The organism is Kribbella sp. CA-253562, from assembly GCF_050942265.1.
Lineage (GTDB): Bacteria > Actinomycetota > Actinomycetes > Propionibacteriales > Kribbellaceae > Kribbella.
Genome location: NZ_CP192049.1, coordinates 6,049,807 through 6,062,430 on the forward strand (window position 1 = coordinate 6,049,807; position 12,624 = coordinate 6,062,430).

At 70.3% G+C, this 12,624-nt stretch carries 11 protein-coding genes; 1 reads left to right on the forward strand and 10 read right to left on the reverse strand.

Going from position 1 to position 12,624, the window contains the following annotated elements; genetic code table 11:
* Positions 1–137 precede the first annotated feature (137 nt).
* The 4 genes from ACQPXM_RS28520 to ACQPXM_RS28535 all read right to left on the reverse strand — a co-directional run bounded on the left by ACQPXM_RS28520 (position 138) and on the right by ACQPXM_RS28535 (position 2,991).
* A complete protein-coding gene (locus ACQPXM_RS28520; RefSeq protein WP_432939008.1) occupies positions 138–536 on the reverse strand; it encodes a hypothetical protein in 399 nt (132 codons plus the stop codon).
* A gap of 47 nt (positions 537–583) precedes the next feature.
* Positions 584–1,675: a branched-chain amino acid aminotransferase gene (locus ACQPXM_RS28525; protein WP_432939011.1), complete on the reverse strand. Its 1,092-nt coding sequence runs from the start codon at positions 1,673–1,675 to the stop codon at positions 584–586.
* 102 nt (positions 1,676–1,777) lie between these two features.
* Positions 1,778–2,830: a 3-isopropylmalate dehydrogenase gene (locus ACQPXM_RS28530; RefSeq protein WP_432939013.1), complete on the reverse strand. Its 1,053-nt coding sequence runs from the start codon at positions 2,828–2,830 to the stop codon at positions 1,778–1,780.
* Entirely contained in the window at positions 2,827–2,991 is a 165-nt protein-coding gene (locus ACQPXM_RS28535; protein ID WP_432939015.1) for a hypothetical protein, read from the reverse strand. Before ACQPXM_RS28535 ends, ACQPXM_RS28530 begins: the two co-directional genes overlap by 4 nt.
* Before the next feature lie 150 nt (positions 2,992–3,141).
* Here ACQPXM_RS28535 and ACQPXM_RS28540 point away from each other — a divergent pair, with 150 nt between their 5' ends.
* Complete coding sequence (locus tag ACQPXM_RS28540) at positions 3,142–3,708, forward strand: O-methyltransferase (protein WP_432939017.1); 567 nt, start codon at positions 3,142–3,144, stop codon at positions 3,706–3,708.
* A gap of 278 nt (positions 3,709–3,986) precedes the next feature.
* Here the strand turns inward: ACQPXM_RS28540 and serA are convergent, their stop codons facing one another.
* The 6 genes from serA to ilvD all read right to left on the reverse strand — a co-directional run bounded on the left by serA (position 3,987) and on the right by ilvD (position 12,622).
* Positions 3,987–5,594: a phosphoglycerate dehydrogenase gene (gene serA / locus ACQPXM_RS28545; RefSeq protein ID WP_432939019.1), complete on the reverse strand. Its 1,608-nt coding sequence runs from the start codon at positions 5,592–5,594 to the stop codon at positions 3,987–3,989.
* A gap of 97 nt (positions 5,595–5,691) precedes the next feature.
* Positions 5,692–6,939, reverse strand: coding sequence for a S1 family peptidase (locus tag ACQPXM_RS28550; RefSeq protein WP_432939021.1), 1,248 nt, complete (start codon positions 6,937–6,939; stop codon positions 5,692–5,694).
* A gap of 113 nt (positions 6,940–7,052) precedes the next feature.
* On the reverse strand, positions 7,053–8,072 hold the full coding sequence (ilvC, locus tag ACQPXM_RS28555; protein ID WP_432951105.1) for a ketol-acid reductoisomerase: 1,020 nt from the start codon (positions 8,070–8,072) through the stop codon (positions 7,053–7,055).
* A gap of 82 nt (positions 8,073–8,154) precedes the next feature.
* Complete coding sequence (gene ilvN, locus ACQPXM_RS28560) at positions 8,155–8,826, reverse strand: acetolactate synthase small subunit (protein WP_432939024.1); 672 nt, start codon at positions 8,824–8,826, stop codon at positions 8,155–8,157.
* An 85-nt stretch (positions 8,827–8,911) separates the two neighbouring features.
* Positions 8,912–10,660, reverse strand: a complete 1,749-nt coding sequence (locus tag ACQPXM_RS28565) for an acetolactate synthase large subunit (RefSeq protein ID WP_432939027.1) — start codon at positions 10,658–10,660, stop codon at positions 8,912–8,914.
* 279 nt (positions 10,661–10,939) lie between these two features.
* Positions 10,940–12,622: a dihydroxy-acid dehydratase gene (ilvD, locus tag ACQPXM_RS28570; RefSeq protein ID WP_432939029.1), complete on the reverse strand. Its 1,683-nt coding sequence runs from the start codon at positions 12,620–12,622 to the stop codon at positions 10,940–10,942.
* Positions 12,623–12,624: the final 2 nt, after the last annotated feature.

The window sequence follows — 12,624 nt, forward strand, 5'->3', positions numbered from 1 at the left end:
AAGTTCTTCATGACATTTTTCAGTCTGCCACAGCGAACCGTGGGCAGCGCCGAACGTCTCGAAAAGCGAACATCCAGTACGCCGATCAGTACTACGGCGTGCGCCGCAGTCCAGTTCTCAGGTCGGGCGAGCGGACCCTAGGCGGTGAGCGACCATTCCGGGGTGTCCCAGGCGGCGTAGAAGTCGTCGCGCTCCAGCGGCCGCAGCCCCCACTGCTCACGGTCCAGCGCCTGGTCGGTCAGCCGGCCGAGCTCGTCCTCCATCCGCTGCCACCAGTACCGGGTGATCGTCCCGTCCTCGGTGACGTGCAACTCGCGCACCACGACCCACTCGCGCTCGTGCCAGACGGCTTCGAACAACCGGTCCGTCCCGTCCTCGTCGGCCCGCGCCCCGAAGGTCCGCGCCGCGGTCCCACGATCCAGGTCGCGGATCAGCTCGACCGAAGCACGAAAAGCCGCCCGGGTGCCTTCGTCCCATTCCCGCACCCGGGCGAGCTCCGCGTAGTACCGCTCGACGTCGTCCGGAAAGTCGCTCATGGGCGCGACCCTACCGAACGGACCTGAAGAAAATCTGTGAAAGCAACTCAGCAGATGCGGGTCATCCAGCCGTGGGTGTCCTTGGCCCGGCCGTACTGCAGGTCGAGCAGGGCGCTGCGGACGGCCGCGGTGATCGGGCCACCGTTGCCGTCGGCGACCTGCACCTCGCCGCCGTTCCACTTCAAAGACGCGACCGGGGTGATCACCGCCGCCGTACCGCAGGCGAAGACCTCCCGGATCCGGCCGGACGCCGCACCTTCGCGCCACTCGTCGATCGAGATCTTGCGCTCGGTGACGGTGTGGCCGAGGTCGGTGACCAGCTTCAGGATCGAGTCCCGGGTGACACCCTCGAGGATCGTGCCGGACAGCTCCGGGGTGATCACCGAGTTGTCGTCGAGCACGAAGTACAGGTTCATCCCGCCGAGCTCTTCGATCCACTTCTTCTCGACCGCGTCGAGGAAGGCGACCTGGTCGCAGCCCTGCTCGATCGCCTCGGCCTGGGCCAGCAGCGACGAGGCGTAGTTGCCGCCGGTCTTGGCCGCGCCGGTCCCGCCGGGGGCCGCGCGGGTGTACTCCTCGCTGAGCCAGATCCGGACCGGCTTGACGCCGTTGGCGAAGTAGGAGCCGGCCGGGGACGCGATCACGCAGTACGTCACCTGGGCCGACGGCCGGACGCCGAGGAACGGGTCGGAGCCGAACATGAACGGCCGCAGGTACAGCGAGGTCTCCCCACCGCCGGGCACCCAGGCCTTGTCGATCTCGACCAGCTTGGTCAGCGAGTCCAGGAAGGCCGCCTCGGGCAGCTCCGGCAGCGCGAGGCGCCGGGCGGACCGGTTGAACCGGGCCGCGTTGGCGTCCGGGCGGAAGGTGTGGATCGAGTCGTCGGGATGCCGGTAGGCCTTCATCCCCTCGAAAATGGTCTGGGCGTAGTGGAACACCGAGGTCGCCGGAGACAGCTCCAGCGGCCCGAAGGCGGTGATCCTCGCGTCGTGCCAGCCGTTTTCCCGGTTCCAGGTGGCGATCGCCATGTGGTCGGTGAAGTGCTGCCCGAATCCCGGGTTCGCCAGGATCGTGGCGCGCTGGTCGTCGCTGGCCGGTTGGGTGTTGGGCTCAACGGTGAACTGCAGATCGGCGCTCATGAGCGCACCGTACCTCTTGCTTGAGTGGTCAGGCGAGCACCCCGAAGAGCGCTCAGCCGGACGCCGGGAGTCGCTGTCCGGCAGGCGAGCGAAGCCATCTCATCACCCCGCCGCGCGCTTGGCGATCGCGTCACCGATCTCCGCCGTACTGCGGCTGCCGCCGGCGGTGCGCTCCTCGATGTCCGCGGTCACCGCGGCCTCGATCGCGGCCGCCGCGTCGGTCAGGCCGAGGTGGTCGCACAGCAGCGCCGCCGACAGGATCGCCGCGGTCGGGTCGGCCTTCTGCTGGCCGGCGATGTCCGGCGCCGACCCGTGCACCGGCTCGAACATGCTCGGCGCGGTCCGGTCCGGATTGATGTTGCCGCTCGCGGCCAGCCCGATGCCGCCGGTGACCGCGGCCGCCAGGTCGGTGATGATGTCGCCGAACAGGTTGTCGGTGACGATCACGTCGAACCGGGCCGGGTCGGTGACCAGGAAGATCGTCGCCGCGTCCACGTGCAGGTAGTCGACGGTGATCTCGGGGAACTCGGTCGCGACCGCGTCGACGGTCCGCTTCCACAGGTGGCCGGCGTGCACGAGCACGTTGTTCTTGTGCACCAGCGTGAGCTTCTTGCGCGGCCGGGCCTGGGCCCGCGCGAACGCGTCCCGGACGACCCGCTCCACGCCGTACGCCGTGTTGACCGACACCTCGGTGGCGATCTCGGCCGGCGTACCGACGCGCAGGGCGCCGCCGTTGCCGACGTACGGGCCCTCGGTGCCCTCGCGGACGACAACGAAGTCGACCTCGCCGGGATTGGCCAGCGGGGAACCGACCGAGGGGTAGATCTTCGACGGCCGCAGGTTCACGTAGTGGTCGAGGGCGAACCGCAGCTTGAGCAGCAGACCACGCTCGAGTACGCCGGACGGCACCGTCGGGTCGCCGACCGCGCCGAGCAGGATCGCGTCGTGACCGCGAATCGCCTCGAGCTCGGCGTCCGGCAGCGTGTCGCCGGTCGCGTGCCAGCGCTTGGCGCCCAGGTCGTACTCGGTCCGCTCGAAGGTCACGCCGTGCACCGCGCTGACCGCGTCGAGCACCTTGAGTGCCTCGGTGGTCACCTCGGGCCCGATCCCGTCACCGGGGACGACGGCCAGCGTGAACTTCTTCTTCTCGGTCACTTCTTGGGTTCTCCCCCGTTGTCGCGGCGGTTCATGGCCTCTTGGACAGCCCGGGCCTCGGACGCGGTCTCACTCGCCGGGCGGACCGGGCGACGGCGCCGGGCCGCCTTCGGTTCCCGGCCGTCGATCGCGGGCCAGTTGGCTGGATACATGTCGTACATGCTGCTCCTTGCGAAAAAGGGTCTCGCGGGCGGCAGGGTGAGGCCGAATTTACTCTGGCGTCCGACTATTTCACCACTATGCGGGCATCCTGTCCCGAAATATGAGATGGCGGTGATGTCGCTGGACCGAAGCTGTGCAACTCTCACGGAGTGAGCGCTCCTCCAGAACTGCCCCCGCTGGTCTCGGCGGCCCTCAGCCTGTCCGGCCGGCGCGGATTCGTCAGCTCGACCCGCAACGAGACCGGCCGGCTGCTCGCGACGCTGGCGGCGTCGCGCACCGGCATGCTCGGCGAACTCGGCACCGGCTGCGGAGTCGGATCGGCCTGGCTGCGCAGCGGCGCGGCCGAGGGAACCCGGATCGTCACCGCCGAAAGTGATCCCGAGCTGGCCAAGGCGGTGGCCGAACTGTTCGCCGCCGACGAGCGGATCGAGGTCGTCGAGGCCGACTGGACGGCGCTGATCGAGCGCGGCCCGTTCTCGTTGCTGTTCGTCGACGCGCGCGAGGCGAAGCTGTCGGCTCGCGACGTGGTCGCCGAAGCGGTCGAGCCCGGCGGTTTCGTGGTGCTGGACGACTTCACGCCGTCCGCGGTCTGGCCGCCGATGTACGAGGGCCGGGTGGACACCCTGCGTCAGGAGTGGCTGCAGGACAAGCGCTTCACCACCGTCGAGGTGATGGTCGCCCCCGACGCCGCCGTACTGCTGGCCACCCGCCGCTGATCCCGCCGCATTTGGACGGTTAACCCGCGGGATGGTGGGTTCCACCGCTGCATGCCGCCATCGAACCCACCATTTGATGGGTTAACCGTTCAAATGCCGGCACGGACGGGGCGGGTGCGGTGGGGCGCGGGGAAACAGGTGGGCCCGAGCCACGCTCCCGGGTGGGAGGGGCTCGGGCCCTGGCCGGCCGCCATGCGCCTGCGGGCGGCAGGCCGGTCCTGCTCTACCAGTGTGACATTCCCGGGGTCAGTACGCCGCCGGGAAGGTCACGTCCAGGCTCAGGCCTCCAGGTCGACGGTTCGCGCGGTGTCGGCCTGTACGGCGGTCGCGATGTCGTCCAGCTTGGCCGGCGGGATCGAGGAGTCGACGCTCAGCGCGACCAGCGCCTTGCCGCCCTTGCGGTCCCGGCTGACCTGCATGCCGGCGATGTTGATGTCGGACTCGCCGAGGATCCGGCCGACGGCGCCGACGATGCCCGGGCGGTCCTCGTAGCTGAGGAACGCCAGGTGCGCGGACAGCTCGATCTCCAGGTCGAACCCGTCGATCTCGACCAGCCGCTCGGACTGCTTGACGCCGACCAGCGTGCCGGACACCGACACCTGACCGCCGTCGGCCAGCGTGCCGCGCAGGGTGATCAGGTTGCGGTGCTCCGGGCTGTCGTGGTCGGTGACGAGCCGGACCTCGAGGCCCCGCTCGGCCGCGAGCAGCGGAGCGTTCACGTACGAGACGTTGTCCTCGACGACGTCGGCGAAGACACCCTTCAGCGCGGCCAGCTCGAGCACCTTCACGTCGTACTGCGTGATCTCGCCGCGGACCTCGACGTCGAGCTGCTGCGCGACGCCGCCGGCCAGCGCGGTGAAGATCCGGCCCAGCTTCTCGGTCAACTGGATGCCCGGCCGGACATCCTCGGCGATCACGCCGCCCTGGACGTTGACCGCGTCCGGGACCAGCTCGCCGGACAGCGCGAGGCGGACGGACTTGGCGACCGCGATGCCGGCCTTCTCCTGCGCCTCGTCGGTGGACGCGCCCAGGTGCGGGGTGGCCACGACGTTCTCGAACTCGAACAGCGGGGAGTCGGTGCACGGCTCCTTGGCGAACACGTCCAGCCCGGCGGCCGCGACCCGGCCCTCCTTGAGCGCGCTGTACAGCGCCTGCTCGTCGACGATGCCGCCGCGGGCCGCGTTGACGATGATCACCTCGGGCTTGACCTTGTGCAGCTGCTCGTCGCCGATCAGGCCGATCGTCTCCGGCGTCTTCGGCAGGTGCACGGAGATGAAGTCGGACGCCGCCAGCAGCTCGTCGAGCGAGGCGAGCCGGACACCCATCTGCGCGGCCCGGCCGGCCTGTACGTACGGGTCGTAGGCGATCACGTTCATGCCGAAGGCGGCCAGCCGCTGGGCGACCAGGACACCGATCTTGCCCAGGCCGACGATGCCGACGGTCTTCTCGAACAGCTCGACCCCGGAGTACTTGCTGCGCTTCCACTCGCCGTTCTTCAGCGACTGGTCGGCGGCCGGGATCCGGCGGGCCGCGGCCAGCAGCAGCGCGACCGCGAGCTCGGCGGCGCTGACGATGTTCGAGGTCGGGGCGTTCACGACCATCACGCCGGCCTGGGTGGCGGCCTTGACGTCGACGTTGTCCAGGCCGACGCCGGCCCGGGCGACGACCTTGAGCTTCTTCGCCGCGGCCAGCGCCTCGGCGTCGACCTTGGTGGCGCTGCGGATCAGGATGGCGTCGACGTCGGCGATCGCGGGGATCAGCTCGGCGCGGTCGGCGCCGTTGGCGTGCCGGATCTCGAAGTCCGGCCCGAGGGCCTCGACGGTGGCGGGAGACAGCTCTTCGGCGATCAGAACGACGGGTCGGCTGGCGGCTGCTGTGTCAGGCATGACAGACAACTCCTGCAGAAGCGGTAGGGGGCTCGATGGAACAGAGCACCGCGCTGTGCCCGCTGGACCCGATGCTACCAGTCGCTCGGTGTGACGTTCAGTCGGTATCACACCCCGGCTTGTTGTCCTGCGTGAAGGCGCTGTCGATCCGCAGCCGCTGCTGCTCGCGGACCAGGTGGTAGCGGATCTTCAGCCGCCCACAGGTGTTGCCGTTCGCGCCGGCGCTGTCCGGCGAGAACAGCACCGTGAAGCTCAGCAGCGCGTCCGCGTCGTTGTCGGGCCCGGCCGCGGCGACCGTCTCGATCACCGGGCGGAACGCGTACGACGTACCGTGCTTCTTCGCGTCCTCGGCCGGGTCGCTGCGCGCGCGCAACCGGCTGGAATAGGTGGCCTGCATCGCGGCGAAGTCGTGCGAGTTCAGCGTCTGCAGGTACTCCGCGAGAGCCTGCCGGACTTCGCCGGCGAGCGGAGTGTTGGCGACCGCGAGCTCGGGCTCGACCGGGCTCTGCGGCCCGCGGGCACGGCACTTGCCGTCCGGCTCCGGCGTCAGGGGCGGCGAGTCGCCCGCGAAGTCGCGCAGGTCGTCCAGGCCGATGATCCGGCTCGCGGCCATGGTGTCGCCGGTGAGCAGGCCGATCACCCGGCCGCGGTTGTCGACCAGCGGCGCGCCGAGCATGCCGGCGTCGACGAGCTCCTGCAGCTCGCGCGGCTGCTGCGTCGTCCCGATCGGGACGGAGAACTGCTTGCCGTCCAGCCCGTAACCGACCAGACCCCGTTCGGCCGCGGGTTGGGGCGGCTCCGGCGCGAGCGCGGCTGTCGGCTGATCGGCCGGGCCCGCCATCTCCAGGACGGCGATGCCGTTGGCGTTCACGCCGCGGACCTCGACCCGGCGGACCTTGCCGTCCTGGGTGACCAGCGCGGCCGAGATCGGCTTGCGGATCGCCGACGCGGCGGTCAGCACGACTCCACCCGGCAGCAGTACGCCGGTCGCCTGGCCGGTGCCTTCGCACGTCGTCGCCAGCACCTGGACGACGGCCGGTCCGGTCTCGTCCAGGACCTTGTCGGCGTCCAGGCTGAGCCGCTCCGCGCGCACCAGCCATCCCGCCGCCGCGCCGAGCACCAGCACGAAGACCACCAACGGCCAGACGAACCGCAGCCGGAACTTCGGCGGCAACTCCCCCGGACCGTCGTACCGGCCCGCGCCGGACGACTCGCCCGGCGGCCGGTGGCGCGGCTCGATCGTAGTGCGCGGACCACTCGGCGCGCGGGCGTCGTCGTGCTCGACAGCCCAGCTCGGGATGCGGCGAGGCGGGCGCGGCAGCTCCCTGCGCCCGTGCTCAGCCATCCCAGCCCTCCCCTGTCCGGTCCAGTCCGATTCTGTCAGACAACGCGGCGGCGCCCAGGCTCCCCGCGATCACAGCGTGGGGCCTGGGCGCCGGTACGGCGTACGGGCGGGACTCAGCGAGCGGCGGTGCCCTCGACGTAGTCCTCGTCGTGCGACTTGACCCACGCCATCAGCGCGCGCAGGTCCTTGCCGACGGCCTCGATCGGGTGCGACTCGCTGGCCTTGCGGAACTCGGCGAACTCCGGCGCGCCGGCGTCCTGGTCGGCGATGAAGCGGGCCGCGAAGGTGCCGTCGGTGATGTCGTTCAGCACGTCCTTCATCCGGGCCTTCACCGACGCGTCGATGATCCGCGGGCCGGACACGTAGTCGCCGTACTCGGCGGTGTCGGAGACCGACCAGCGCTGCTTGGCGATGCCGCCCTCGTACATCAGGTCGACGATCAGCTTGAGCTCGTGCAGGCACTCGAAGTACGCGACCTCCGGCTGGTAGCCGGCCTCGGTCAGCGTCTCGAAGCCGGCCTGGACCAGCGCGGAGACACCGCCGCAGAGCACGGCCTGCTCACCGAACAGGTCGGTCTCGGTCTCCTCGGTGAAGGTGGTCTTGATGCCGCCGGCGCGCAGACCGCCGATGCCCTTGGCGTAGGCCAGCGCGAGGTCCCAGGCCTTGCCGGTCGCGTCCTGCTCGACCGCGACCAGGACCGGGACGCCCCGGCCCTCGGTGTACTCGCGGCGGACCAGGTGTCCCGGGCCCTTCGGCGCGACCATGAAGACGTCGACACCGGCCGGGGGCTTGATGTAGCCGAACCGGATGTTGAAGCCGTGCCCGAACACGAGCGCGTCGCCGTCGACCAGGTTCGGCTCGATCGCCTCGGTGTAGAGCTTGCGCTGGGCCGGGTCCGGCGCCAGCACGACGATCACGTCGGCCTCCTCGCAGGCCTCGGCGGGGGTGAGCACCCGCAGACCCTGGGCCTCGGCCTTGGCCCGGCTCTTGGAGCCTTCCGGCAGGCCGACCCGGACGTCGACGCCGGAGTCGCGCAGCGACAGCGCGTGGGCGTGGCCCTGGGAGCCGTAGCCGAGAACGGCCACGTGCCGGCCCTGGATGACGCTCAGGTCGGCGTTGTCGTCGTAGAACATTTCTGCTGCCACTGGGAGCTCGTCTCCTAATTTCTGGGTGAGGGGGTCGGCGGGTGCCGGCCGAGTTTCGGGGGTGGTCCGATCAGCCGTGCCGGGCCGGCGCGGCGGGACGGGTACCCGGCGGCGGCGCCGGCACCGGGTGGGACGGGGTGGCGGCCGGACCGCCGGGGGTGGGCGCGGACTGGCCGGCCGGGCGGGCCTGCAGCGCCGGGGAGCCGGAGGCCACGTGCGGCGGCGGGACCGGCACCGGGCGCAGCGAGCGGTCCGAGATGGACCGGCCACCGCGGCCGATCGCGACCATGCCGGACTGGACCAGCTCGCGGACGCCGAACGGCTCCAGCACCCGCATCATCGCCTCGAGCTTGTCCGGGTTGCCGGTCGCCTCGATGGTGATCGCGTCCGGAGCCACGTCCACCACCTTCGCACGGAACAGCTGGACGGTCTCCAGCACCTGCCCGCGGGTCAGGGTGTCGGCCTTCACCTTGACCAGCACCAGCTCACGCTGCACGGTCTGGGTCGGCTCCAGCTCGACGATCTTGATCACGTTCACCAGCTTGTTCAGCTGCTTGGTGATCTGCTCCAGCGGCTGCTCGTCGACGCTGACCGCGATCGTCATCCGGGAGATCTCCGGATGCTCGGTCGGGCCGACCGCGAGCGAGTCGATGTTGAAGCCGCGGCGCGAGATCAGCGCGGCGACCCGGGCCAGCACGCCGTGCTTGTTCTCCACCAGGATGCTCAGTGTGTGCTTGCTCATCGACGTCCTCGCTTCGCTCCGGGCGCCGCTGAGCAAGCACCAGCTTCACGGTGTTGAATGATGTCTTCGCTTCGCTCAGCCATGTTTACAGCTCCTCCGAGTCCCAGTTCGGCGCCATGTCGCGGGCGATCTGGATGTCGTCGTTACTGGTGCCGGCGGCAACCATCGGCCAGACCATCGCGTCGCGGTGCACGACGAAGTCGACCACCACCGGCGCGTCGGTGACCGCCATCGCCTTCTCGATCGTGGCGTCGACCGACTCGCGGTCGGAGCAGCGCAGCCCGACGCCGCCCATCGCCTCGGCCAGCTTGGCGAAGTCCGGGATCCGGGCCGAGTGCAGGTCGGTGTTGGAGTAGCGCTTGTCGTAGAACAGCGTCTGCCACTGCCGGACCATGCCCAGCGACTGGTTGTTGATGACGGCAACCTTGATCGGGATGCCCTCCAGAGCGCAGGTGACCAGCTCCTGGTTGGTCATCTGGAAGCAGCCGTCGCCGTCGATCGCCCAGACCGTCGCGTCCGGCCGGGCCACCTTGGCGCCCATCGCGGCCGGCACCGAGTAGCCCATCGTGCCCAGGCCGCCGGAGTTCAGCCAATTCAGCGGCTTCTCGAACGGCAGGTAGTGCGCGGCCCACATCTGGTGCTGGCCGACGCCGCTGGTGTAGATCGCGTCCGGCCCGGCGATCTGGCCGATCCGCTGGATCACGTACTGCGGGGACAGGCTGCCGTCCTCGGGCTCGTCGTACCCGACCGGGTACTTGGCCTTGACCGAGTCCAGCAGGCCGCGCCAGGCGGTGTAGTCCGGGGTCGTTCCGCTGTTGGCGATCTCGGTCTTCAGCGCGCCGATCAGGTCGCCGATGACCTCCTTGCAGTCCCCCACGATCGGCACGTCGGCGTGCCGGTTCTTGCCGATCTCGGCCGGGTCGATGTCGGCGTGGATCACCTTCGCGTCCGGGGCGAACGAGGACAGCTTGCCGGTCACCCGGTCGTCGAACCGCGCGCCCAGGGCGATCAGCAGGTCGGATCGCTGCAGCGCACCGACGGCCGAGACCGAGCCGTGCATGCCCGGCATGCCGAAGTGCAGCTCGTGGGTGTCGGGCAGCGCGCCGCGGGCCATCAGCGTGGTGACCACCGGGATGCCGAGCAGCTCGGCGAGCTCCTTGAGCTCGGCCGACGCCTTGGCCCGGATCACGCCGCCGCCGACGTACAGGACCGGCTTCTCGGCGGACGCGATCAGCCGGGCCGCCTCGCGCACCTGCTTGGGGTGGGGGCGGGTCACCGGGCGGTAGCCGGGCAGCGAGAGCTCGGTCGGCCACTGGAAGTCGACCGTGGCCTGCATCGCGTCCTTGGTCACGTCGACCAGCACCGGACCGGGCCGGCCGGTGGAGGCGATGTGGAACGCCTCGGCGATGGTGGAGGCGATGTCGTTCGGGTCGTTGACCAGGAAGTTGTGCTTGGTGATCGGCATCGTGATGCCGCGGATGTCGGCTTCCTGGAAGGCGTCGGTGCCGATCGAGGCGCTGGCCACCTGGCCGGTGATCGCGACCATCGGGACCGAGTCCATGTAGGCGTCGGCGATCGGGGTGACCAGGTTGGTCGCGCCCGGGCCGGAGGTCGCCATGCAGACCCCGACCTTGCCGGTGGTCGAGGCGTAGCCCTGGGCCGCGTGGCCGGCGCCCTGCTCGTGACGTACCAGGATGTGGCGGATCTGGGTCGAGTCGAGCATCGGGTCGTACGCCGGGAGGATCGCGCCGCCCGGAATGCCGAAGACGGTGTCCACTCCGGCGTGTTCCAGTGCGCGGATCAGAGCCTGTGCCCCGGTCAGCTGCTCACTCATGAGTGCCTTCCCTTGTCCAGTCACGATGTTGGCTTCGCGACCGATCCATCCTCGCTCGTGGTCGTCGCCCGGTGACGTCTGGGTCTCAGATAGTCGCCCTGGCAACAAAAACGCCCCTCCTGCCGGGTTGGCTGAAGGGGCGCGCTCGACTCGGTGGTCGCGTCAGTCGGCGCGCCGCACAAGTACGAGGAGAATCGATCGCATGCAGGTAACAGTCCCCGACCGGCGACGGCCGGTCAAGTTTCAGGACGGTCTATCTCATGTACTGAGACCACCGTCTTAGATGCAGACGGCGCCTTCGGAGGCCGAACGCACCAGCCGGGTGTACTTGCCGAGCACGCCTCGGGTGATGGCCGGCTCCTTCGGCGCCCAGCCCTGGCCGCGGCGTTCCAGCTCCTCGGGCTCGACGTGCAGCTCCAGGGTGCGGTTCTTCACGTCCAGCGTGATCCGGTCGCCGTCGCGCACGAACGCGATCGGCCCGCCGTCGACGGCCTCGGGCGCGACGTGGCCGACGCAGAGTCCCGTCGTACCGCCGGAGAAGCGGCCGTCGGTGAGCAGCAGCACGTCCTTGCCCAGACCGGCGCCCTTGATCGCGCCGGTGACCGCGAGCATCTCGCGCATGCCGGGACCGCCCTTCGGGCCCTCGTACCGGATGACGACCACGTCACCGGCCTGCAGCGAGCCGTCCTCGAGCGCGTCCATCGCCCCGCGCTCGCCGTCGAAGACCCGCGCGGTGCCCTCGAACACGTCGGAGTCGAAGCCAGCGCTCTTCACCACCGCGCCCTCGGGCGCCAGCGAGCCGTGCAGGATGGTGATCCCGCCGGTGCCGTGGATCGGCCGGTCGAGCGCCCGGATGATCACGCCGTCCACGTCCGGCGGCGCGATGTCGGCCAGGTTCTCGGCCATCGTCTTGCCGGTGACGGTCAGACAGTCGCCGTGCAGCAGGCCGGCGTCCAGCAGCGCCCGCATCACCACCGGGATGCCGCCGACCCGGTCGACGTCGGTCATCACGTACCGGCCGAACGGCTTCAGATCGCCCAGGTGCGGGACCTTGTCGCCGATCCGGTTGAAGTCGGCCAGCGTCAGGTCGACCTCGGCCTCGCGCGCGATCGCGAGCAGGTGCAGGACGGCGTTGGTCGAGCCGCCGAGCGCCATCACCACGGCGATCGCGTTCTCGAACGCCTCCTTGGTCAGGATCTGCCGGGCGGTGATCCCCTGCTGCAGCAGGCCGACGACCGCCTCGCCGGACTTGCGGGCGTAGCCGTCCCGTCGCCGGTCGACCGCGGGCGGCGCCGCCGAACCGGGCAGCGACATCCCGAGCGCCTCGGCGGCCGACGCCATCGTGTTCGCGGTGTACATGCCGCCGCAGGCGCCCTCGCCCGGGCAGATCGCGCGCTCGACGGCGGCGACCTCGTCGCGGGTGATCAGGCCGCGCGCGCAGGCGCCGACCGCCTCGAACGCGTCGATGATCGTCACGTCCTTGTCGCCGAGCCGGCCGGGCATGATCGACCCGGCGTACAGGAAGACGCTGGCCAGGTCGAGGCGCGCGGCGGCCATCAGCATGCCGGGCAGCGACTTGTCACAGCCGGCCAGCAGGACCGAGCCGTCCAGCCGCTCGGCCTCCATCACGGTCTCGACCGAGTCCGCGATGATCTCTCGGCTGACCAGCGAGTAGTGCATGCCGACGTGGCCCATCGAGATGCCGTCGGAGACGCTGATCGTGCCGAACTCCAGCGGGTACCCGCTGGCCGCGTGCACGCCTTCCTTGACCGCCTTCGCCAGGCGGTCCAGTGACAGGTTGCACGGGGTGATCTCGTTCCAGCTGGACGCGACGCCGATCTGCGGCTTGGCCCAGTCGTCGTCACCCATCCCGACGGCGCGAAGCATCCCGCGCGACGCGGTCGCCTCCAGCCCGTCGGTCACCGTCCGGCTGCGCGGCTTGATGTCAGGAGTGCTGTTCATAC

Excerpts from the sequence above, each read along its gene's own strand:
- ilvN (WP_432939024.1), bottom strand. The coding sequence starts at position 8,826 with ATGAGCAAGCACACACTGAGCATCCTGGTGGAGAACAAGCACGGCGTG.
- ACQPXM_RS28525 (WP_432939011.1), bottom strand. The coding sequence starts at position 1,675 with ATGAGCGCCGATCTGCAGTTCACCGTTGAGCCCAACACCCAACCGGCC.
- ACQPXM_RS28550 (WP_432939021.1), bottom strand. The coding sequence starts at position 6,939 with ATGGCTGAGCACGGGCGCAGGGAGCTGCCGCGCCCGCCTCGCCGCATC.
- ilvC (WP_432951105.1), bottom strand. The coding sequence starts at position 8,072 with ATGTTCTACGACGACAACGCCGACCTGAGCGTCATCCAGGGCCGGCAC.
- ACQPXM_RS28535 (WP_432939015.1), bottom strand. The coding sequence starts at position 2,991 with ATGTACGACATGTATCCAGCCAACTGGCCCGCGATCGACGGCCGGGAA.
- ACQPXM_RS28565 (WP_432939027.1), bottom strand. The coding sequence starts at position 10,660 with ATGAGTGAGCAGCTGACCGGGGCACAGGCTCTGATCCGCGCACTGGAA.
- ACQPXM_RS28520 (WP_432939008.1), bottom strand. The coding sequence starts at position 536 with ATGAGCGACTTTCCGGACGACGTCGAGCGGTACTACGCGGAGCTCGCC.
- ilvD (WP_432939029.1), bottom strand. The coding sequence starts at position 12,622 with ATGAACAGCACTCCTGACATCAAGCCGCGCAGCCGGACGGTGACCGAC.
- serA (WP_432939019.1), bottom strand. The coding sequence starts at position 5,594 with ATGCCTGACACAGCAGCCGCCAGCCGACCCGTCGTTCTGATCGCCGAA.